We start from the raw sequence: 20,794 nt of genomic DNA, 5'->3' as shown, positions 1-20,794 counted from the left end.
AGACAAACAACAAGGTTGAATCATGAGTCTTGATCGCGTCTCCCCTGGCAAGAAGCTGCCGGAAGACTTCAACGTCATCATCGAAATCCCCATGAACGCCGACCCGGTGAAGTACGAGGTCGACAAGGACACGGGCGCGATTTTCGTTGACCGCTTCATGCTGACCGCCATGCACTACCCGTGCAACTACGGCTACATCCCGCAAACCCTGTCGGAAGACGGCGACCCCGCCGACGTGCTGGTCCTGACCCCGTTCCCCATCCAGATCGGCGCCGTGGTGCGCTGCCGCGCCATCGGCGTGCTGGAAATGGACGATGAGTCGGGCGGTGACGCCAAGCTCTTGGCCGTGCCGATCGAAAAGCTGTACCCCCCGTACCGCAACATCAAGTCGTACGAAGACCTGCCGACCGAAGACGTCGCCCGCATCCAGCACTTTTTCGAGCACTACAAAGATCTCGAAAAGGGCAAGTGGGTCAAGGTCAAGGGTTGGAAGGGCGTGGACGCCGCTCACGAAGAAATCGTGAACAGCGTCGAACGCTACAACAAGGCCTGATCAGGCTTTGGTCCGCGCCGGTGCTGCACCGGCCGGGGCCCTGATGCGGCGTGGCCGCGACGGCATGATGCCGATTGCCGCCGCGCCGTTGCTTTGTGGGGCTTGCAGGTTCTGCGACACCTCGGCCGCCGCCACCTGGATGCGCGCCTGCAATACCTCCAGGCGCTGTGGCGACGTATGCGCCTGGGCGGCAATGAACACCAGGCTGCCCACCACTTTTTGCTCGGGGCTGAAGATGGCCGCGCCGATCCCCATCAGGCCGCGATCGACCTCGCCGTGCGACACACACACGCCCGCCGTGCGCAGCCGTTTCAGGTTGGCGCGGAATTCGTCCCAGTCTTCGCCCAGGCCGGCCTCGCGGATTTCGGCCGCGTGCCACAGCATCAGGTTGCGCAACTGATAGGGCGGCAGGTTCGCCAGGATAGGCTTGGCCGTGGCGCCCCGGAACATGGGAAAGGGCCGGCCGCGCGCGTAGCTCGATTCGATGGAGTTGTCGGTCCAGTAGCGGTCCACGCACATGACCTTGTCGCCGTAATAGCTGCATAGCATCAGGTTGGCGTGCAGTTCGTCGCCCGTGGCGCGCATGACGTCGCGCGCGGCGCGCATCAAGGGATCATGCTGACGCAGATGGCGGTCCAGTTCAATGATGCGTGAACCCAGCACATAGGCGCCGCCCGCCGTGGGCGCCAGCAGCCCGCTTTCGGTCAATGACTTCAAATACCGATACGCCGTGGCGCGCGAGCAATCCAGATGCGCCATGACGTCCTCCTGGAACGCGGCGGTGGTGTCGTCGCGAAAAAGGTCGAGTATGGACAGCATGCGATCGGGAGTGCTCATTGCTTCGGGACGTGCCTAGTGAATGTGGAAGCCGCCGTTGACGTCGACCACGATGCCGGTTGAATACGAGGACAGGTCCGAGGCCAGGAAAAGAATGGCTTGCGCCACTTCGGCGGGTGAGCCGAAACGTTGCAGCGGAATGCCCTGTTTGAGTTCTTGTTCCCAATTTTCGCCGAATTTTCCCAGCGTCATGTCGGTTTCAATAATGCCCGGCGCCACGCAGTTGGCGCGCACGCCGCGCGGGCCCAATTCGCGCGCCAGCGCTTTGGTGAAGCTGATGACCCCGCCCTTGGACGCCGCGTAATGCGAACCGCCCAGCAACCCGCCGCCGCGCAAGGCGGCGGTGGATCCCAGGTTGACGATGGCCGGTTGCCGCGTGCTCTCCAGCAGCGCGGGCAGGGCGGCATGCGTCACGTTGTAGGTGCCGGTCAGGTTGACGTCGACCATGCGGCGGAATTCATCTTCGGGCAAATCCCAGATGCGTGTGGCGGCGACGATGCCGGCGTTGTTGACCAGCACGTCGATGCCGCCCAGGGCCGCATTGGCCAGTTCCAGGGCGGCCTCGCACGAGACGCCGCGCGAGACGTCGCAGTGCAGGTTGACGCGGCGATCGGTCAGGGTGCTGGCGCCGCCCTCGGGGTAGGCGTAGTCCAGCACCGCGACGCTGGCGCCCTGCGCAAGAAACAGGTCGACGACCGCCGCGCCGATGCCACGGGGGTTGGCGCCCCCCGTGACCACGGCGCGCTTGCCAGCCAAGAGCGACAGCGCGCCGTCCATCACGACTTCACCAGCGAGCAGCCGCCTTCCTTGAGCGGGCGGAACGCCTGTTCGGCCGGAATCTTGCGCACCAGCTTGTAGTAGTCCCAATCGCGCTTGGACTCCGACGGCTTCTTGACCTGGAACAGGTACAGGTCGCGCATGATGCGCCCGTCTTCACGGATGCGTCCGTTCTCGGTCATGAAGTCATTGATGGGGGTCTCGTGCATTTTCTTCAGCACGGGTTCCGACGCATCCGAACCCGCTGCCTTGATGGCGTTCAGGTAGTGCATCGTGGCGCTGTAGTTGCTGGCCTGCACCATCGACGGCATGCGGCCGGTGCGCTTGAAGTAGCGTTCGGACCACTGGCGCGCCTTGTCGTCCTGGTCCCAGTAGAAGGGTTCCACCAGGTTCAGCCCTTGTGCATATTCCAGCCCCACGCTGCGCACGTCGACGATGCTCATGAAAAGCGCCGCCACGCGTTGCTTGCTGCCCATGATGCCGAATTCGAACGCCTGCTTGATGCTGTTGATGGTGTCGCCGCTGCCGTTGGCCAGGCCGATGACCTGCGCTTTCGATGCCTGCGCCTGCAACAGGAACGACGAGAAGTCCGAGCTGGCGATGGGGTGGCGCACACTGCCCACCACTTGCCCGCCCTTGGCCTTCACCACGGCCATGGCGTCGCGTTCCAGCGAATGGCCGAAGGCGTAGTCGGATGTGATGAAGAACCAGCTCTTGCCGCCGTCTTCGATCACGCCGTTAGCCACGCCGGTGGCGTAGGCATAAGTGTCGTAGGTCCAGTGCATGCCGTTGGGCGAACACGCCTTGCCCGTCAGGTCGGCCGAGCCCGCGCTGGTGAAGATCACCACGCGCTTCATCTGGCGGGTCAGGTCCTGCACGGCCAGGGCGATGGCCGAGTTGGGCACATCCAGAATCAGGTCCACCTTGTCGTTCTCGTACCAGCGGCGCGCGACCGACACCCCGATGTCCACCTTGTTCTGATGGTCTGCCGAGATCACTTCGATGGGCTTGCCCAGCACGGTGCCGCCGAAATCCTCAACTGCCATCTTCACTGCCTCGACGCCAAACTTGCCGGACAGGTCCGCCATCATGCCGGACTGGTCGCCCAGCACGCCGATCTTCACGACATCGTCCGATACCTGCGCCATGGCGGGCACGGACAGGACGCCCAACACGCAGGCGGCAAGGCTGTTCTTGAAACGGGTCTTCATGGGGTGTCTCCTTGGGGGCTAGTTCTTTTGCGCGCCGCCCTGTGCCGGGCGGTCATGCGGGTTAGTGCAGGGTCTTGCAGGGTTGAAAAGCCGGTCGGCCTATTCCAGCGTCTGGCCAGCGTAGGCGTCGATGAACAGATTGGGCTTGAGGAAAAAGCTGAGCACCAGCGCGCCGTTGGGCGCGCGGGCCACATGCTGGTTGCCGCGCGGACGCCAGACATAGTCGCCCGCGCAGACCTCGCCTTCGGCGTCCACGATGGAGCCTTCCAGCACATAGGTTTGTTCCACTTCCACGTGTTCGTGCAGCGGCAGTTCGGTGCCGGGCTGCCAACGGAACAGGGCGGTCAGCAGGCCGCTTTCCTTGTCCTGCATCAGCACCTTCATGTCGATGCCTTCCACCTGCGTGGGCTTCCAGGGCAGCTCGGCCACTTTCAGGAAGCGCGATGCCAATGGCGGCAGCGCATTGGCCGCGGGGCAGCCGGGGGTTTCAAGGGCCATGATTGTCTCCTAGCCATTACTCGTTATCGAAGATAAAGCAAGAATCTTGTTATTGAGCGTTTAAAAATAGTCGCGTATATTGAGATTGATGTCAACTTTGTTTTTGCAGCCGAAAAGCAAGGACGACACAGGCCGGACCTAGAGATTCGGTGCATATAAAACAAGGAGACAAGCTTGAAACACGACTATCTGGACCAGACGTTCGGTCTGGCGGGACGCGTCGCGCTGGTAACGGGCGCGGCACGGGGGCTGGGCTACGCCATTGCCGAAGCGCTGGGCCGAGCGGGTGCAAGGGTGGTGGTCAACGACCTGTCGCAAGCTGCCTGCGACACGGCCGTTGCCAGCCTGGCGGCGCAGGGCATCGCGGCCCATGGCGTGCCTTTCGACGTGGCGGATGCCGGCGCGGTCGCCGACGCAGTGGCTCAGTTGGAAAACGCGGGCCTGGCCATTGACGTGTTGGTCAGCAACGCCGGCAATCAAAATCGCAAACCCGTGGTCGAGATGACGCCCGCCGAATGGCAGGCGTTGCAGAACGTGCATGTGAACGGCGCCTTCCATTGCGCGCGCGCCGTGCTGCCGGGCATGGGCAAGCGCGGCTTTGGCCGCATTGTGCTGATGTCTTCCGTGGCGGGGCAGGCCACCATGCCCAACATTGCGGCCTACGCCACCGCCAAGGGCGCCATCGCTGCGTTCACGCGCGCCTTGGCCGTGGAATGCGGCGCCAGCGGGGTCACCTGCAACGCGCTGGCGCCGGGTTTCGTACGCACCGATTTCACGCAAGGCCTGCAAGACAACCCGCAGTTTCAATCGTTCCTATCTACATCGGTGCCGGTGGGCCGCTGGGCCACTCCGGAAGATGTCGCGCCCGCCGTGGTGTATCTGGCCTCGAAGGCCGCTTCGTTCGTCAACGGGCATGTCCTGGCGATCGACGGCGGCCTGTTGGCCCGCATGTAAGAGGCCCATCATGACGACCCCAAGCACCCAAGCGGTTCTATCCGCCCAGGGGCTGGTCAAGCGCTTTGGCGGCTTCAATGCCGTTGACGGCGTGACCCTTGCCCTGCACGAAGGCTCCATCCACGCCCTGATCGGCCCCAATGGCGCCGGCAAAACCACCTGCTTCAACCTTCTGACCAAGTTCCTGACGCCCGATGAAGGTGTCATCCACTACCGAGGCCGCGACATCACGGCGCTGGCGCCTGAACAGATCGCGCGCCTTGGCATCGTGCGCTCATTCCAGATCTCGGCGGTGTTCCTGGGCCTGACGGTGCTGCAGAACATGCGCGTGGCGCTGATGCGCCAGCATGGCGACGGCATGCGCTTCTGGCGCAGCCGGCGCAGTGTGGACCACCTGAACGAACGCGCGATGGAACTGCTGGACGCGGTCGGCCTGGCCAACCTGGCGGACGCGACGGCGGCTCTTTTGCCTTACGGCCGCAAGCGCGCGCTTGAAATCGCGATGACGCTGGCGCTGGACCCCGAGATCATGCTGCTGGACGAACCCATGGCTGGCCTGGGCCAGGAAGACGTAGTCCGCATCACGGCGCTGATCCGGCGCGTGTCGGTCAAGCGCAGCATCCTGATGGTTGAGCACAACCTGTCCGTGGTGGCGGATCTGTCCGACACCATCACCGTGCTGGCGCGCGGCGCCGTGCTGGCGCAGGGCGACTACGCGGCGGTGTCGCGCGACGAACGCGTCATCACCGCGTACATGGGTTCGGACGAGGAGGCGCACTGACATGCTGGCGATCAAAGACCTTAACGCCTGGTACGGCGAATCGCACGTGCTGCATGGCGTGAACATCGACGTGAATCGGGGCGAGCTCGTCACCATCCTGGGCCGCAACGGCGCCGGCAAGACGACCACCTTGCGCGCCATCATGGGCATCATGGACAAGCGGCGCGGCTCCATTCGGCTGAACGGACAAGAAACCGTGGGCATGGCGCCGCACCGCATTCCGCGTCTGGGCGTGGTCTATTGCCCCGAAGAGCGCGCGGTGTTCCGCAGCCTTAGCGTCACGGAAAACCTGATGCTGCCGCCCCGGCTGGCCGACGGCGGCATGTCGTTGGACGAGATCTACACGCTGTTTCCCAACCTGCGTGAACGCAGCGCCAGTTCCGGCGGCAACCTGTCGGGCGGCGAGCAGCAGATGTTGGCCATCGCGCGCATCCTGCGCACGGGCGCGCAATTGATCCTGCTGGACGAGCCCACCGAAGGCCTGGCGCCCGTCATCGTGCAGCAGATTGGTCAAGCCATCCGCACGTTGAAAGCGCGCGGCTTCACCATCGTGCTGGTCGAGCAGAACTTCCGCTTCGCGACCAAGGTGGCCGACCGCCACTACGTCATGGAGCACGGCTGCGTGGTGGATCAGTTGTCGGCGGATGAGGCGCGCCGCGATCCCGCCCGGATCGCACGCCGCCTGGGCGTCTGAAAGGAGAATTCCTGTGTTCGAAATTTTCGGTGTGCCGTCCTCGGCGCTGTTCGGCCAGCTTCTGCTTGGCCTGATCAACGGCTCTTTCTACGCCTTGCTCTCGATTGGGCTGGCGGTGATTTTCGGCTTGTTGAACATCATCAACTTCGCCCATGGCGCGCAGTACACGGCCGGCGCGTTTCTGGCCTGGATGCTGCTGAATTACCTGGGCGTGAACTACTGGGCCGCGCTGGTGCTGGTGCCGCTGATCATGGCGGTGTTCGCCGTCGTGGTTGAACGCCTGTTGATTTCCCGCACCTATCGCATGGACCACTTGTATGGGCTGCTGCTGACCTTTGGCATTGCCCTTCTGATTGAAGGCGGGCTGCGTCAGGCCTATGGCGTGTCGGGCCTGCCCTACACCATTCCCAAGGCGCTGACCGGGGGTGTGAACCTGGGCTTCATGTTCCTGCCTTGGTACCGCGGCTGGGCGGTGGTGGTGTCGCTGGTGCTGTGCCTGGCGGTATGGGTGCTGATCGAGAAAACGCGCGTGGGCGCCATGCTGCGCGCCGCCACCGAGAACCCCACCATCGTGCGCTCGTTCGGCATCAACGTGCCCTTGCTGATCACGCTGACCTACGCGCTGGGCGTGGCGCTGGCCTCGGTGGCGGGCGTGATCGCGGCGCCCATCTATCAGGTGAGCCCGATGATGGGGTCGAACCTGGTCGTGGTGGTGTTCGCGGTGGTGGTGATTGGCGGCATGGGGTCCATCATGGGCGCCATCGTCAGTGGCTTCGGGCTGGGCATCATCGAAGGCCTGACCAAGGTGTTCTACCCCGAGGCCGCCAACCTGGCGATCTTCATCATCATGGTGCTGGTGCTGCTGTGCAAGCCGGCCGGGCTGTTCGGCAAGCCTTTGCAGGTGCAAAACGTGCTGGCCGCCGAAGCCACGCGCCAACCGGTGCAACTGAGCCGCCGCGCCATGCGCGTGGCGATGGCGGTGCTGGCCGTGGTGGCCTTGGCCGCGCCGTGGTTCGTCTACCCCACGTTTTTGATGAAGGTGCTGTGCTTTGCGCTGTTTGCCGCGGCATTCAATCTGCTGGTTGGCTACGTGGGCTTGCTGTCGTTCGGCCATGCCGCGTTTTTTGGTGCGGCGGCGTATGCAACCGGCATCGTCATGAAGCTGCTGGGCGCCACGCCTGAATTAGGGCTATTGGCGGGCGTGGTCACTGGCGGCTTGCTGGGGCTGGTGTTCGGCGCCATCGCCATCCGCCGTCAGGGCATCTACTTCGCGATGATCACCCTGGCGCTGTCGCAACTGGTCTACTTCATTGCGGTGCAGGCGGGCTTCACGGGCGGCGAGGACGGCTTGCAAAGCGTGCCGCGCGGCAAGCTGTTCGGCATTTTCGATCTGCAAAACGTGATGCCGATGTACTACTTCACGCTGGCGGTATTTGCCCTGGGCTATGCCTTCGTGCTGCGCGTGCTGAATTCCCCGTTCGGTGAAGTGATCCGGTCGGTGCGCGACAACGAGCAGCGGGCGCGGTCCCTGGGCTATTCCACGTCGCGCTACAAGCTGCTGGCGTTCACGCTGTCGGCCTCGGTGGCGGGCTTGGCGGGTGGGCTGAAGGTGCTGGTGTTCGGCGTAGCGTCGCTGACAGACGTGCACTGGCACGCCAATGGCGAGGTGGTGCTGATGGCGCTTCTGGGCGGCATCGGCACGGTGTTTGGTCCGCTGGTCGGCGCCCTGACGTTCGTGTCCCTGCAAAACTATCTGGCGCCGCTGGGTTCGTGGGTGCTGATCGTGCAGGGGGCAATCTTCGTCCTGTGCGTGCTGCTGTTTCGAGACGGCATCATGGGCTTGGTGTCGCGCGCCTGGTTGGCGGCGACGAGCGCTAAAAAGGAGTCCTGATGTTTCTGCATGTGGTGATGTTGCAACTGTCGCCCGCCGCCGATGGCGATTTTCATGCCCGCGTTCAAGGCTATTGCGAGCGGATCCTGGCCGAATGCGACGGGGTGTCGGGTTATGCGTTCCGGCCCAATCAGGCCAGCCGCGCCGATGGCCTGACGCATGCCGTGGTGGCGGCCTTTGCGGACAGCGCGGCGCATGACCGCTATCAGGTGTCGCCCGCGCATCAGGAAATGAAAACCTACATGGCCGATTTCATCGACCGCCTGGTGGTTTTCGACGGCGAAATCCCTACGTTTTCCTGAACGAAGCGCAGGCGCGCCGGGCGGCCCGGAAAGGGATAAACTCGCGAATGATTTTTATCGCCGGGCGGGCAGCCCGGCTGAGAACCCCCGGTCGCCGGGGGTAAGATATTGGCCGGTTTACAGTCACGTACTTGTCATAGGTTGATCGCTCATGGACTACGTATTACCTCCCCAACCGCCCGTGGCGGTCCCCGTTGCCGGCAGCGCCGCGCTGTTCCCGGTGCGCCGCGTCTACTGCGTGGGCCGCAACTACGCCGAACACGCCAAGGAAATGGGTTTCACCGGCCGTGAAGACCCGTTCTTCTTCTGCAAGCCCGCCGACGCCGTGCGCTCGGTGGCTGATGGCGAGACGGGCAAGATGACGTACCCGCCCAAGACCTCGAACCTGCACTACGAAATGGAATTGGTTGTGGTGCTGGGCAAAGGCGGCCGCGACATTCCGGTCGACCAAGCCAACGATTGCGTGTGGGGTTACGCGCTGGGTCTGGACATGACCCGCCGTGACCTGCAAGGCGAAATGAAAAAGCAGGGCCGCCCCTGGGAAATCGGCAAGGCCTTCGATGAGTCCGCCCCGATCGGCCCGATCCACCCGCGCAGTGTCGTCGGCACGCTGGACAAGGGCGCGATCTGGCTGGATGTGAATGGGCAGCGCAAGCAGTCCAGCGACATCTCGCAGATGTTGTGGAATATTCCGGAAAGCATTTCCTACCTGTCGGGCCTGTTTGAACTGCAACCGGGCGACATCATCTTCACCGGCACGCCCGAAGGCGTGGGCGCCGTGGTGCAAGGCGACGTGATCACGGGTGGCGTGGAAGGGCTGGGCGAACTGCGCGTGCAGATCGTCTGACCCGTCTTGGCCTAGATTTTGTTTCTATCGTTCAGGAGTTGACAGTATGCGCGGCAAGATCGTGCTGACCGCCTTTGTCGTATTCGGATTCGTGCTCGCCGGTTGCAATACCGTGGCGGGGATGGGCCGCGATATGTCCCGGGCCGGCAATGCCATCACCAACGCGGCCGACAAGTAAGACATCGTCGGCCAGGTTGTACAGGCAGGAAAAAGCCCCTTGAAATTTCTTTCAAGGGGCTTTTTTCATGCGGAGAGCACCGTGCCGTGACGGCACAGGCCTTATAGAACATGCCTTACAGCACGTCCCCCGCATAGTCGGCCAGGCGCGAACGTTCGCCGCGCTGCAAGGTAACGTGGCCGGAATGCGGCCAGCCCTTGAAGCGGTCAACCACGAACGTCAGGCCCGAGCTGCCTTCGGTCAGGTAAGGCGTGTCGATCTGGGCGACGTTGCCCAGGCAGATCACCTTGGTGCCGGGGCCCGCGCGGGTTACCAGCGTCTTCATCTGCTTGGGCGTCAGGTTCTGCGCTTCGTCGATGATCAGGTACTTGTTCAGGAACGTGCGGCCGCGCATGAAGTTCAGCGACTTGACCTTGATGCGCGAACGGATCAGGTCCATGGTGGCGGCGCGCCCCCAGTCCCCATTGCCTTCGCCTTCGCCCATATTGAGCACATCCAGGTTGTCTTCCAGCGCGCCCATCCACGGCAGCATCTTTTCTTCTTCCGTGCCGGGCAGGAAACCGATGTCTTCACCAACCGGCACCGTGACGCGCGTCATGATGATTTCGGTGTAGCGCTTGGTTTCCAGCACCTGCGTAATACCTGCCGCCAGCGCCAACAGCGTTTTGCCCGTGCCTGCCTGGCCCAGCAGCGACACGAAGTCGCACTCCGGATTCATCAGCAGGTTCATGGCGAAATTCTGCTCGCGGTTGCGCGCGGTGATGCCCCAGACGTTGTTCTTGCCGTGGGTGTAGTCGCGCAGGGTGGCCAGCACCGCCATCTTGCCGCTGACTTCGCGCACTTGCGCGTAAAGCGGCATCTGGCCTTCGAAGTAGACGAACTGGTTGACGACGAATTGCGAGCACAGCGGGCCGTGGATGCGGTAGAAGGTGGTGCCGCCTTGCTGCCACGATTCCACGTCCTTGCCGTGCTTGTTCCAGAAGTCTTCGGGCAGTTGCATCACGCCCGAATACATCAGGTCCGAATCTTCCAGGACGTGGTCGTTGAAGTAGTCTTCCGCGGCCATGCCCAGCGCACGCGCCTTCAGGCGCATGTTGATGTCCTTGGACACCAGCACCACTTCGCGCTGCGGGAATTTTTCTTGCAAGGCGCGCACCACGCCCAGGATCTGGTTGTCGGCCTTGCCCATGGGCAGGTCGGACGGCAGCGTGCTGTGGATGGCGGTCGTCTGGAACATCAGGCGGCCGGTGGCGTCCTTGTTGCCCAGCTTGGCCAGCTCCAGCCCTTCGTCCAGTTGCGTGGCGTCTTGCACCAGCGCGTCCAGCGATCGGCTGACCTGGCGCGCATTGCGCGCCACTTCCGACATGCCTTTCTTTTGGTGGTCCAGCTCTTCCAGCGTCATCATCGGCAGGAAGATGTCGTGCTCTTCGAAGCGGAACAGCGAGCTGGGGTCGTGCAGCAGCACGTTGGTGTCCAGAACGAACAGCTTGCGCGGCTCGTTCTGGGCGCGCGGCTTGGCGCGTTTGGTTGGGCTGGTTGCGGCCTTGGCCGGACGCGCCGGTGTGCTGGCGGCGGGTGCGGGGGCGGGCGGAGGCACTTGGCGAGCGGGCGCGGGAATCTGCGCCTTGCGGGCCGGGGCCGTCATGCCGTCGAGTTCGGGCTGCATGAGCAGCTCGTCATCGTCATCGGCAAGCGCGACTTGGGCGTTGGACTGCGCAGCGGCAGTCTTGGTGGTGCGGGCCTGCGCCCGGGCGGTGTCGCCCGAGGGGAAGGTCAGGATGGCTGCGGGACGGGTGGGCAACTTCGGAAGCGGCATATGCGTCACTCTCCAGGGTGGGCCAGCTATAGCGCCTGACGGCTGTTCCGGTACGGCTAACCGATGCTTTTTGCGGCCTGCAGGACTTCCTTGGCGTGGCCCGGGACCTTCACCCCGCGCCACTCCTGCACCAGCACGCCATAGGCGTCGATCAAAAAGGTGCTGCGCTCAATGCCTCGCACCTGTTTGCCGTACATATTCTTCTGCTTGATGACGCCGAACAGATTGCACACGGTTTCGTCGGCGTCGGAGATGAGGGGGAAAGGAAGTTCGTACTTGGTCTTGAAGTTCTCATGCGACTTGAGTGAGTCGCGCGAGATACCGATGACCACGGCGCTGGCCGCCAGGAATTCGGCGTGCAGGTCGCGGAAGTCCTGGCTTTCGGTGGTACAGCCAGGCGTGTTGTCCTTGGGGTAGAAATACAGGATCACGGCGCGGCCCTGGCATTGTTCCAGGCTGATCGGGCCAATGGTGCTTTCCGCGGTGAAGGGCGGGGCGGGCTTGCCGATGCTGGGCGTCATTTCTGTGATTCTCCGTTGGGAGGGATAAGGGCGACGACCACGCGTCGGCCCTCAGCCATCAGGATGTTGTAGGTGCGAGAGGCGGCGTGCGTGTCCATGATCTCGACGCCGATTCCCATGGCCAACAGGGGACGCAACACTTCGGGACGCAGGAACTGTTGCCGGGCGCCCGTGCCCACCAGCAGCACTTCGGGCGCATTGGCCGGGCGGCTGGGGCTGGCTTCCGGTTCGTCCAGGAAGGCCATCGGGTCGCGGACGGGCTCGGTCAAGCCGGCCGCCTGATGCAACAGGGAAGAGGTGATGTCGGCCGGCGATGCAGCGGGCCATTCGGCAACTTCGCCTTCGGGGCCAAATGCGACCGACGAAGAAAAACGGACTTGGTTGACCTCGATGTAACCCTCACCGTAAGCGGTGACGGTGTTCAGCGCGGCCGTTGCAGGATCGGTATGCAGCTTCAATAAAAACTCCGGCTTGATGGGCTTGATGATAGCGCATCAGACTCGCCATGGGTTGCCATGATGGGCGCTTTTTACGAGGTAGGAACGGCCGAAAAAAACCCTGTCTTTTCAATGGGGAAACGGGCCCGTTTTTGCCCCATTTGCCGCATGGCCGTCGTTGCGCTAGATTACAGGGTTTTGCTGCGCTGCAAACGTGTGCTGGCGCGGCCTTGAGCCCTTTTCCCCTTCGCGCGACCGCGCCCTGGTTTTTTCGCCCTTTCCGCCCCTAAGGATTCCCATCATGAGGAAGTTCTCTCGCATCGAGCGTTTGCCCCCGTACGTTTTCAACATTACTGGCGAGCTCAAGATGGCGGCGCGTCGGCGGGGCGAGGACATCATCGATATGTCCATGGGTAATCCGGATGGCGCAACGCCCAAGCACATCGTCGACAAGATGGTTGAGGCCACCTCGCGCCCGACCACGCACGGCTATTCGGTGTCCAAGGGCATCCCGCGTCTGCGCAAGGCCATCTGTGACTGGTATCAGCGCCGCTACGCGGTGGAATTCGATCCGGATTCCGAAGCCATCGTCACCATCGGTTCAAAGGAAGGCCTGGCCCACTTGATGCTGGCCACGCTGGACCGCGGCGACACGGTGCTGGTGCCCAACCCCAGCTACCCGATCCACATCTATGGCGCCGTCATTGCCGGCGCCAACATCCGCTCGGTGCGCATGACGCCCGGCGTCGATTTCTTCGAAGAGCTGGAACGCGCGGTGCGCGAATCCATTCCGAAGCCCAAGATGATGGTGCTGGGCTTTCCCAGCAACCCGACCGCGCAGTGCGTGGACCTGTCGTTCTTCGAACGCGTCGTGGCGCTGGCCAAGGAACACGACATCCTGGTGGTGCATGACCTGGCCTACGCCGACATCACCTTCGACGGCTACGTGGCTCCGTCCATCATGCAAGTGCCCGGCGCGCGCGATGTGGCCGTCGAGTTCTTCACGATGAGCAAGAGCTACAACATGGCGGGCTGGCGCATCGGCTACATGGTCGGCAACCGCGAGCTGGTCAACGCGCTGGCGCGCATCAAGAGCTATCACGACTACGGTACGTTCACGCCGATCCAGGTGGCCTCGATTGCCGCGCTGGACGGCCCGCAGGACTGCGTGAACGAGATCGTGGCCCAGTACCAAAGCCGCCGCGACGTGCTGGCGCGCGGTCTGCACGAAGCAGGTTGGAATGTGGAAATTCCGAAGGCGTCCATGTATATCTGGGCGCAGATCCCCGAACCCTACAAGGCGATGGGCTCTTTGGAATTTGCCAAGCGTGTCCTGTCGGATGCGAAAGTGGCCGTGTCCCCCGGGATCGGCTTCGGCGAGTATGGCGACGACTACGTACGCTTCGCTCTTATCGAAAACGAGCAGCGCACCCGTCAAGCGGTGCGCGGCATCAAAGATATGTTCCGCAAGGACGGATTGCTGAAATGAATACCCCTGAACGCTCACCCGTCGCGCAAGGCCCCGAGGGCGGCGCGATGCGTCCCATGAAGGTGGGCCTGCTTGGTCTTGGCGTGGTTGGCGGCGGCACATGGAGCGTGCTGTCGCGCAACGCGGAAGAAATCGCGCGCCGCGCCGGCCGCCGCATCGAAGTCACGCGCGCCGCCGTGCGCGACGTGGCCAAGGCGCGCGCCCGCGTGGGCGACTCGATCCTGGTTGATACCGATGTGCATGCGCTGGTGCGCGACCCTGAAATCGACATCGTCGTTGAATTGATCGGCGGCGACACGCTGGCGCTGGAATTGGTGATGGAAGCCATCGCCAACGGCAAGCACGTCGTCACCGCCAACAAGGCGCTGCTGGCCAAGCACGGCAACGAGATCTTCGCCGCTGCCTACGAGCGCGGCGTCATGGTCACGTTCGAGGCCGCGGTGGCCGGCGGCATCCCCATCATCAAGGCGATCCGCGAAGGCCTGACCGCCAACCGCATCCAGTGGGTGGCCGGCATCATCAACGGCACCACCAACTTCATCCTGTCCGAAATGCGCTCGCGCGGGCTGCCGTTCGCCGAGGTGCTGGCCGAAGCCCAGCGCCTGGGCTACGCCGAAGCCGATCCCACCTTCGACGTGGAAGGCGTGGACGCCGCGCACAAGCTTACGCTGCTGGCGTCCCTGGCCTTTGGCGTGCCGGTGCAGTTTGACCGCGCCTACATCGAAGGCATCTCGCAACTGGCCGCCGAAGACATCGAGCACGCCGAGCGCCTGGGTTACCGCATCAAGCTGCTGGGCGTGACCAAGCGCCGCCCCGATGGCATCGAGCTGCGCGTGCATCCGGCCTTGGTGCCGTCCGAGCGTTTGCTGGCCAATGTGGAAGGCGCGATGAACGCCGTGCTGGTCAAGGGCGACGCGGTCGGCCCCACGCTGTACTACGGCCAGGGCGCGGGCGAAGAACCCACCGCTTCGGCCGTGGTGGCCGACCTGGTCGACGTGACGCGCCTGCACACCGCCGACCCGGGCAACCGCGTGCCGCACCTGGCCTTCCAGCCAGACGCCATGTCGGACACGCCGATCCTGCCGATCGAACTGGTCAGCACCTCGTACTACCTGCGCCTGCGCGTGGACGATCAGCCGGGTGTGCTGGCCGACATCGCCCGTATTCTGGCCGACCGCTCCATTTCGATTGGTTCGATGATCCAGCAGCCCTCGCACATCGGCGGCGCCGACATCATTTTCCTGACGCATGAAGCGGTGGAAGGCAACGTCAATCAGGCTATCGAGCAGATCGAGTCGATGCCGTTCGTGCGCTCCAAGGTGACCCGATTGCGCGTGGAGAACCTGACATGAAATACGTCTCGACCCGTGGCGGCATGGCCGCCCAGCCGTTTTCCGACATCCTGCTGGAAGGCCTGGCGCCCGATGGCGGGCTGGCCGTGCCGGAGCAACTGCCGCAAGTGTCCGAGCAAACGCTGGAATCGTGGCGCGGCCTGTCGTACGCGGACCTGGCGTTCGAGGTGCTGTCGCTGTTCGCCACCGACATTCCCGCCGACGACCTGCGCCGCCTGACGCGCGCCGCCTACACGCAAGAGATCTTCAACAGCGAAGACATCGTGCCGCTGCGTCCACTGGACGGCGGCCTGACGCTGCTGGGCTTGTCCGAAGGCCCGACGCTGGCGTTCAAGGACATGGCCATGCAGTTTTTGGGCCAGGTCTTCGAATACGTGCTGGCCAAGCGCGGCACCACGCTGAACATCGTGGGTGCCACGTCGGGCGACACGGGATCGGCCGCTGAATACGCCTTGCGCGGCAAGCAGGGCGTGGCTGTCTTCATGCTGTCGCCGCATGGCCGCATGAGCGCCTTCCAGCGCGCGCAGATGTATTCGCTGCAAGACGAGAACATCCACAACATCGCGGTGCGTGGGGTGTTCGATGAAGCCCAGGACATCGTCAAGGCCCTGGCCAGCGACCTGGAATTCAAGACCAAGTACCGTCTGGGCGCGGTCAACTCGATCAACTGGGCGCGCATTGCCGCCCAGGTGGTGTATTACTTTCACGGCTGGTTGCGCGCCACCGACAAGCCGGGCCAACAGGTGTCGTTTGCCGTGCCGTCGGGCAACTTCGGCAACATCCTGTCGGGCCACATCGCGCGCAGCATGGGCTTGCCGGTGCGCCGCCTGGTGCTGGCCACGAACGAGAACAACGTGCTGGAAGAATTCTTCCGCACGGGCGTTTATCGTCCGCGTCCGGCCGAGCAGACCTACGCCACGTCCAGTCCGTCCATGGACATCTCGCGCGCGTCCAACTTCGAACGCTTCGTGTTCGACCTGGTGGGCCGTGACGCCGCCCGGGTGAAGGCTTTGTGGACGGCGCTGGCGCAAGACGGCTCGTTCGACTTGTCCGACCTTAAGCCGCAGTTCGAATCGCGCTACGGTTTCGTGTCGGGCCAAAGCTCGCACGAGGCTCGCTTGTCGACGATCCGCGCACTCTACGACGAGACCGGCGTGCTGGTCGATCCGCACACGGCGGACGGCGTGAAGGTGGCGCGCGACTTCGTCGAACCGGGCGTGCCGATGCTGGTGCTGGAAACGGCCTTGCCGGCCAAGTTCTCCGAGACCATTGAAGAGGCCCTGGGCCGCCCGGCCACGCCGCCGGGCAACCTGGCCAATCTGGAATCGCTGCCGCAGCGCGTGGAAATCATGGATTGCACACTGGCTGATGTGCGCCGCTTCATCGAGGCGAACGCGAAGGTCTGAACCTGTAACCGCTTGCGGTTTATGTAAGTGCAAAAACCCCTTGCCGGCTTGTCCGCAAGGGGTTTTTTACGATGTGGGACGCGGGTATTACGTTCTTTCGCAATTTGGCCACAACCCGACACCTTATTGGGGCCAGATTCCCGATACAGTGAATTCACCTATTCACACTTGGAGAACACGCCCATGAACCTGAAGACCATGACGTTGGCCCTGGTGGTGACCGGAGTTGGGGTACTGGCCGGATGCTCGTCGCCCTCGGTCATTCAGCAACGGGACGGAAGCTCGACCGTAACGTCCGATGCTCCGTCTTATGACGAAGACGCCGGCATGTACGAGTACGACAAGGACGGCAAGAAAGTCAAAGTCAACAAGGACGATGTGAAGTCCATCGAAGAGGTCAAGTGACCGCCGTTGCGCCAGAGCCGCAATGAAAAGAAGCCCCTTGAGCAGTCAAGGGGCTTCGCGTTTCTGGCGGGGCTTACGTCTTACGTCGCCTTCGCCGCTTCTTCCGCGTGGTAGCGGCCCACGCGCTCGACTTCGTTCTTCGAGCCCAGGATCACGCTGACGCGCTGGTGCAGCTTGTCGGGCTGGATGTCCATGATGCGCTGGACGCCGTTGATGGACGCGCCGCCGGCCTGTTCAACCAGGAAGCTCATGGGGTTGGCTTCATACATCAGGCGCAGCTTGCCGGCCTTGCCGGGTTCGCGGGCGTCCCAGGGGTACATGAAGATGCCGCCGCGGGTCAGGATGCGATGCACGTCCGCCACCATCGAGGCGATCCAGCGCATGTTGTAGTCCTTGCCCAGGGGGCCGGTGGCGCCGGCCAGGCAATCGTCGACGTAGCGCTTCATGGGCGGAGCCCAGTGGCGCATGTTCGACATGTTGATGGCGAATTCCTTGGTGTCTTCGGGCACGCGGATGTTCTCGTGCGTCAACACCCAGGAACCCATCTCGCGGTCCAGCGTGAAGCCCACCACGCCGTTGCCGATGGTCAGCACCAGCATGGTCTGCGGGCCGTACACGGCATAACCGGCCACGACCTGCTTGTTGCCCGGCTGCAGGAAATCTTCTTCGCAGACGGGGGCGCCCGACACATTGTGCGGGGCCTGCAGTACCGAGAAGATGGTGCCGATGGAGACGTTCACGTCGATGTTGGACGAGCCGTCCAGGGGATCGAACAACAGCAGGTATTCGCCCTTGGGGTAGCGGTTCGGAATCAGATGGATGGTTTCCATTTCTTCCGAGGCCATGGCCGCCAGGTGGCCGCCCCATTCGTTGGCTTCAAGCAGAATCTCGTTGGACAGCACGTCCAGCTTCTTCTGCACTTCGCCTTGGACGTTTTCGCTTTCCAGGCTGCCCAGGACGCCGCCCAAGGCGCCCTTGCTGACCGCATGGCTGATGGCCTTGCAGGCGCGCGCGACCACTTCGATCAGCAGTCGCACTTCCGGCGCCAGGGCTTGGGCGGAGCGTTGTTGCTCCACCAGGTATTGAGTCAGTGTTTTACGTTTCAAAAGGGTCTCCCTATGCTGCGAATTCTAAAGCCTTGGATACGATTTCCTGCACGTTGCGCGACAGCCCTTCATGGGCGCGCACCTGTTGCAGGGCGGCCTGCATGGGCGCGCGCAGGGCGGGCACGAAGCGCGACCAGTTATCCAGCGCGCGCGCCAGCCGGGCCGCGATTTCGGGATTCAATGCGTCCAGCGCCAATACCTGTTCGGCCCAGAACGCATAGCCCGAGCCGTCCGGGTGGTGCATGCCGCGCGCGTTGTTCAGGCAGAACTGGAAAATCAGCGCGCGGGCGCGGTTGGGGTTGCGCAGCGTGAAGGCGGGGTGCGTCATGAGTTCACGCGCGGTTTGCACCGTGGTCGAGCGCGCGGCGGCCTGCAAGGCGAACCACTTGTCGACCACCAGTGGGTTGTCGCGCCACTTGTCGTAGAACGCCGCCAGCGCTTCCTGCGGGAAGTCGCCCTGGCCGTAGTTGATCAGGGCGGACAGCGCGGCCATGCTGTCGGTCATGTTGCCGGCGCGTTCGTACTGCTGTTCGGCCAGGCGTTGGGCATCATGTTCGCCTGCGGCCAGCAGGTGGCCGAGCGCCAGGTTCTTCAGCGCGCGCTTGCCGGCGGGCACCGGAGCGGGGCTGTATTCGCCCGGCGTCTGGTTCTGTTCGACAGCCTGGCGGAATTCGGCAGCCAGTTGGCGACCAAGTTCGGCGCGCAGGAAATCGCGGGCCACGGCCAATGCGGGCGGGTCCACCGCGTGCATGCGCTCGGCCAGCGTTTTTTCGGACGGCAGGGCCAGCGCGCGGGCGCGGTAGGCGGCGTCGATAGCCGGGTCGGTCAGCAGCGCGCGCCAGGCGTTGATGAAGGCGGCGTCGGCGTGCAGGGTACGACCCGCCTGACGAGCTTCGGCCAATGCGAGGATCTGGCGCGTGGCCAATTCCTGGCCGGCTTCCCAGCGGGCGAAGGGGTTGGTGTCGTGCGCGGACAGCAGCGCCAGCTCTTCGTCGGTCCAGTCATAGTCGACGATGACCGGAGCCGAGAAATCGCGCAGCAACGAGGGCACGGGGCGCTCGTCGATGTCTTCGAACACCCACTGCTGGCTGGGTGTCGTCAGCTCCAGCAACGCGGTGTCGCGGGTGGCGCCGTCGTGACGCAGCGGCAGGGCGTGGCCGGCCTGATCCAGCAGCCCGATTGCAAACGGGATGTGGTAGGGCGCCTTGACGTAGTCGGGGCCAGCTTTCTTCTCGACGCCCACGGGCAGGCATTGCTGGGTCAACGTGACCGTGCAGCGGCGCGTGGCGGGGTCATGTTCCAGCTTGACGGCAACGCGCGGCGTGCCGGCCTGGCGATACCAGCGGCGGAACACGGAAAGGTCGCGGCCCGGGTGCTGGCGGACATAGACCGATTCCATGGCGTCAACGAAGTCGTCGCAGGTGACGGCTTGGCCGTCGTGGCGGCGGAAGTATTCGTCCATGCCGGCGCGAAAGCCTTCCTCGCCCAGCAGCGTGTGCTGCATGCGGATGACTTCGGCGCCTTTTTCATACACGGTCGCCGTGTAGAAGTTGCCGATCTCCTGGTAGCTTTCCGGGCGGATGGGGTGGGCCATGGGGCCGGCGTCTTCGGGGAACTGGGCGGCGCGCAGCGCCACCACGTCGTCGATGCGCTTGACCGCGCGCGCGCTGGCCGCTGCGGCGGCATCCATGTCGTGCGCCATCATGTCGGCGCTGAATTCCTGGTCGCGGAAAACCGTCAGGCCTTCCTTCAGACTCAATTGGAACCAGTCGCGGCAGGTGACGCGGTTGCCGGTCCAGTTGTGGAAGTATTCGTGGCCGATCACGGATTCGATGCCCTCGTAATTGGCATCCGTGGCGCTGTCGGCGTCGGCCAATACGTAGGCGGCGTTGAAGATGTTCAAGCCCTTGTTTTCCATCGCGCCCATATTGAAGTCATGGACGGCGACGATCATGAAGCGGTCCAGATCCAGTTCCAGGCCGAAGCGGGTTTCATCCCAGCGCAGCGCGCGGACCAACGAATCCAGCGCCCATTCAGTCTTGGTTTCGGAACCCGGGTCGCTATAGACCTGAAGCAGCACGTCGCGGCCACTGGCCGTCTTGACGGTGGTTTCACGGTGCGTCAGGTTGCCAGCCACCAAGGCGAACAGGTAGCAGGGCTTGGGGAACGGGTCTTCCCATTCCACTTCGTTGCGGCCGTCAGGCAACTGGCGTGATGCCATGAGGTTGCCGTTGGACAGCAATACCGGGTATTGGGGCTGGGCGCGCAGCGTGACGCGATAGCGCGACATCACGTCCGGACGGTCGGCAAACCAGGTGATGCGGCGAAAACCCTCGGCTTCGCATTGCGTGAAGAAATTGCCGCCCGAGACATACAGGCCCATCAGCGTGGAATTGGCGGACGGCTTGCAGCGGCTGACGATCTCGACGCTGGCGTCGGCGGGCAGCCCGTAAATGGCCAGGTGCTGCTCGGACAAGTGATAGCTGTCGGCCGCCAGCGCGGTTCCGTTGACGCCTACCGACACGAGTTCCAGGTCTTCTCCGTCCAGGATCAAGGCCGCGTCGGCGCTGACGCCGGGCTTGCGTTGCACGCGCATCGTGCAGTGCACCTCGGTGGCGTCGGGCGCCAGATCGAAGGCCAAAGCGACTTCGGGAATGTCGTAGGGGTAGGGCTGGTAATCCTTGCGATAAACGGTAATGGGCGTGTCGGTGCGCATGGAGTTGCAGTCCTGGTTGAACG

21 protein-coding genes are annotated in these 20,794 nt (G+C 63.6%); 12 read left to right on the top strand and 9 right to left on the bottom strand.

Features of this window, described 5'->3' with window-relative positions:
- Positions 1–22 precede the first annotated feature (22 nt).
- Positions 23–553, top strand: coding sequence for an inorganic diphosphatase (ppa, locus tag WBR68_RS04090; protein WP_050446009.1), 531 nt, complete (start codon positions 23–25; stop codon positions 551–553).
- Here ppa and WBR68_RS04085 read toward each other — a convergent pair whose 3' ends face one another.
- The 4 genes from WBR68_RS04085 to WBR68_RS04070 form a co-directional block, all read right to left on the bottom strand.
- Complete coding sequence (locus WBR68_RS04085) at positions 554–1,390, bottom strand: IclR family transcriptional regulator (protein WP_230693594.1); 837 nt, start codon at positions 1,388–1,390, stop codon at positions 554–556.
- Between the two features lie 15 nt (positions 1,391–1,405).
- Positions 1,406–2,167, bottom strand: a complete 762-nt coding sequence (locus WBR68_RS04080; protein ID WP_050446005.1) for an SDR family oxidoreductase — start codon at positions 2,165–2,167, stop codon at positions 1,406–1,408.
- Entirely contained in the window at positions 2,167–3,378 is a 1,212-nt protein-coding gene (locus tag WBR68_RS04075) for an ABC transporter substrate-binding protein (RefSeq protein WP_230693593.1), read from the bottom strand. Before WBR68_RS04075 ends, WBR68_RS04080 begins: the two co-directional genes overlap by 1 nt.
- A 99-nt stretch (positions 3,379–3,477) precedes the next feature.
- Positions 3,478–3,876, bottom strand: coding sequence for a cupin domain-containing protein (locus tag WBR68_RS04070; RefSeq protein ID WP_050446001.1), 399 nt, complete (start codon positions 3,874–3,876; stop codon positions 3,478–3,480).
- A gap of 174 nt (positions 3,877–4,050) precedes the next feature.
- On the opposite strand from WBR68_RS04070, the gene WBR68_RS04065 reads away from it, so the two are divergent.
- From WBR68_RS04065 to WBR68_RS04035, 7 genes are all read left to right on the top strand, one after another.
- Positions 4,051–4,830 carry an SDR family NAD(P)-dependent oxidoreductase gene (locus tag WBR68_RS04065; RefSeq protein ID WP_230693592.1) on the top strand — a complete coding sequence of 260 codons (780 nt, stop codon included), beginning with the start codon at positions 4,051–4,053 and terminating at the stop codon, positions 4,828–4,830.
- Between the two features lie 10 nt (positions 4,831–4,840).
- Entirely contained in the window at positions 4,841–5,611 is a 771-nt protein-coding gene (locus tag WBR68_RS04060) for an ABC transporter ATP-binding protein (RefSeq protein WP_127183854.1), read from the top strand.
- 1 nt (position 5,612) lies between these two features.
- The gene (locus WBR68_RS04055; protein ID WP_127183855.1) at positions 5,613–6,305 is read left to right on the top strand and encodes an ABC transporter ATP-binding protein; all 693 of its coding nucleotides are present in this window, start codon (positions 5,613–5,615) and stop codon (positions 6,303–6,305) included.
- A gap of 13 nt (positions 6,306–6,318) precedes the next feature.
- Positions 6,319–8,196, top strand: coding sequence for an ABC transporter permease (locus WBR68_RS04050; protein WP_230693591.1), 1,878 nt, complete (start codon positions 6,319–6,321; stop codon positions 8,194–8,196).
- Positions 8,196–8,498 (top strand): Dabb family protein, encoded by a 303-nt coding sequence (locus WBR68_RS04045; RefSeq protein WP_230693590.1) that lies wholly within the window; start codon positions 8,196–8,198, stop codon positions 8,496–8,498. Before WBR68_RS04050 ends, WBR68_RS04045 begins: the two co-directional genes overlap by 1 nt.
- Before the next feature lie 151 nt (positions 8,499–8,649).
- Complete coding sequence (locus WBR68_RS04040; RefSeq protein WP_230693589.1) at positions 8,650–9,345, top strand: fumarylacetoacetate hydrolase family protein; 696 nt, start codon at positions 8,650–8,652, stop codon at positions 9,343–9,345.
- 46 nt (positions 9,346–9,391) lie between these two features.
- Positions 9,392–9,523, top strand: coding sequence for an entericidin A/B family lipoprotein (locus WBR68_RS04035; RefSeq protein WP_006218367.1), 132 nt, complete (start codon positions 9,392–9,394; stop codon positions 9,521–9,523).
- Between the two features lie 115 nt (positions 9,524–9,638).
- On the opposite strand, the gene WBR68_RS04030 is transcribed toward WBR68_RS04035, so the two are convergent.
- Genes WBR68_RS04030 through WBR68_RS04020 form a run of 3 tightly spaced genes read right to left on the bottom strand, consistent with a single transcriptional unit; the run spans position 9,639 to position 12,318 of the window.
- Positions 9,639–11,339 carry a PhoH family protein gene (locus tag WBR68_RS04030; protein ID WP_230693588.1) on the bottom strand — a complete coding sequence of 567 codons (1,701 nt, stop codon included), beginning with the start codon at positions 11,337–11,339 and terminating at the stop codon, positions 9,639–9,641.
- A gap of 56 nt (positions 11,340–11,395) precedes the next feature.
- Positions 11,396–11,860: a peroxiredoxin gene (locus tag WBR68_RS04025; protein WP_050445991.1), complete on the bottom strand. Its 465-nt coding sequence runs from the start codon at positions 11,858–11,860 to the stop codon at positions 11,396–11,398.
- Entirely contained in the window at positions 11,857–12,318 is a 462-nt protein-coding gene (locus WBR68_RS04020; protein WP_050445990.1) for an Mth938-like domain-containing protein, read from the bottom strand. Before WBR68_RS04020 ends, WBR68_RS04025 begins: the two co-directional genes overlap by 4 nt.
- Positions 12,319–12,598: 280 nt before the next feature.
- On the opposite strand from WBR68_RS04020, the gene alaC reads away from it, so the two are divergent.
- From alaC to WBR68_RS04000, 4 genes are all read left to right on the top strand, one after another.
- Positions 12,599–13,786: an alanine transaminase gene (alaC, locus tag WBR68_RS04015; protein WP_050445988.1), complete on the top strand. Its 1,188-nt coding sequence runs from the start codon at positions 12,599–12,601 to the stop codon at positions 13,784–13,786.
- Between the two features lie 47 nt (positions 13,787–13,833).
- Positions 13,834–15,138: a homoserine dehydrogenase gene (locus WBR68_RS04010; RefSeq protein ID WP_230693681.1), complete on the top strand. Its 1,305-nt coding sequence runs from the start codon at positions 13,834–13,836 to the stop codon at positions 15,136–15,138.
- On the top strand, positions 15,135–16,544 hold the full coding sequence (thrC, locus tag WBR68_RS04005) for a threonine synthase (protein ID WP_230693587.1): 1,410 nt from the start codon (positions 15,135–15,137) through the stop codon (positions 16,542–16,544). Before WBR68_RS04010 ends, thrC begins: the two co-directional genes overlap by 4 nt.
- A gap of 183 nt (positions 16,545–16,727) precedes the next feature.
- Entirely contained in the window at positions 16,728–16,949 is a 222-nt protein-coding gene (locus WBR68_RS04000; RefSeq protein ID WP_050445986.1) for a YgdI/YgdR family lipoprotein, read from the top strand.
- A gap of 80 nt (positions 16,950–17,029) precedes the next feature.
- On the opposite strand, the gene WBR68_RS03995 is transcribed toward WBR68_RS04000, so the two are convergent.
- Together WBR68_RS03995 and pepN are read right to left on the bottom strand one after the other, a co-directional pair.
- Positions 17,030–18,055 carry a class 1 fructose-bisphosphatase gene (locus tag WBR68_RS03995; RefSeq protein WP_050445985.1) on the bottom strand — a complete coding sequence of 342 codons (1,026 nt, stop codon included), beginning with the start codon at positions 18,053–18,055 and terminating at the stop codon, positions 17,030–17,032.
- 10 nt (positions 18,056–18,065) lie between these two features.
- Entirely contained in the window at positions 18,066–20,771 is a 2,706-nt protein-coding gene (gene pepN / locus WBR68_RS03990) for an aminopeptidase N (RefSeq protein WP_050445984.1), read from the bottom strand.
- Positions 20,772–20,794: the final 23 nt, after the last annotated feature.

The organism is Achromobacter sp. JD-1, assembly GCF_038594925.1.
GTDB lineage: Bacteria > Pseudomonadota > Gammaproteobacteria > Burkholderiales > Burkholderiaceae_B > Achromobacter > Achromobacter spanius_C.
Note: the sequence above shows the minus strand (reverse complement) of the source record. Positions and strands in the feature narration are given on the sequence as shown.

Coding starts and splice junctions, on each gene's coding strand:
- WBR68_RS04080 (WP_050446005.1), bottom strand. CDS start 2,167: ATGGACGGCGCGCTGTCGCTCTTGGCTGGCAAGCGCGCCGTGGTCACG.
- pepN (WP_050445984.1), bottom strand. CDS start 20,771: ATGCGCACCGACACGCCCATTACCGTTTATCGCAAGGATTACCAGCCC.
- WBR68_RS04085 (WP_230693594.1), bottom strand. CDS start 1,390: ATGAGCACTCCCGATCGCATGCTGTCCATACTCGACCTTTTTCGCGAC.
- WBR68_RS04000 (WP_050445986.1), top strand. CDS start 16,728: ATGAACCTGAAGACCATGACGTTGGCCCTGGTGGTGACCGGAGTTGGG.
- WBR68_RS04010 (WP_230693681.1), top strand. CDS start 13,834: ATGCGTCCCATGAAGGTGGGCCTGCTTGGTCTTGGCGTGGTTGGCGGC.
- WBR68_RS04075 (WP_230693593.1), bottom strand. CDS start 3,378: ATGAAGACCCGTTTCAAGAACAGCCTTGCCGCCTGCGTGTTGGGCGTC.
- WBR68_RS04045 (WP_230693590.1), top strand. CDS start 8,196: ATGTTTCTGCATGTGGTGATGTTGCAACTGTCGCCCGCCGCCGATGGC.
- WBR68_RS04070 (WP_050446001.1), bottom strand. CDS start 3,876: ATGGCCCTTGAAACCCCCGGCTGCCCCGCGGCCAATGCGCTGCCGCCA.
- alaC (WP_050445988.1), top strand. CDS start 12,599: ATGAGGAAGTTCTCTCGCATCGAGCGTTTGCCCCCGTACGTTTTCAAC.
- WBR68_RS04030 (WP_230693588.1), bottom strand. CDS start 11,339: ATGCCGCTTCCGAAGTTGCCCACCCGTCCCGCAGCCATCCTGACCTTC.
- WBR68_RS04035 (WP_006218367.1), top strand. CDS start 9,392: ATGCGCGGCAAGATCGTGCTGACCGCCTTTGTCGTATTCGGATTCGTG.
- WBR68_RS04060 (WP_127183854.1), top strand. CDS start 4,841: ATGACGACCCCAAGCACCCAAGCGGTTCTATCCGCCCAGGGGCTGGTC.
- thrC (WP_230693587.1), top strand. CDS start 15,135: ATGAAATACGTCTCGACCCGTGGCGGCATGGCCGCCCAGCCGTTTTCC.
- WBR68_RS04055 (WP_127183855.1), top strand. CDS start 5,613: ATGCTGGCGATCAAAGACCTTAACGCCTGGTACGGCGAATCGCACGTG.
- WBR68_RS04040 (WP_230693589.1), top strand. CDS start 8,650: ATGGACTACGTATTACCTCCCCAACCGCCCGTGGCGGTCCCCGTTGCC.
- ppa (WP_050446009.1), top strand. CDS start 23: ATGAGTCTTGATCGCGTCTCCCCTGGCAAGAAGCTGCCGGAAGACTTC.
- WBR68_RS04025 (WP_050445991.1), bottom strand. CDS start 11,860: ATGACGCCCAGCATCGGCAAGCCCGCCCCGCCCTTCACCGCGGAAAGC.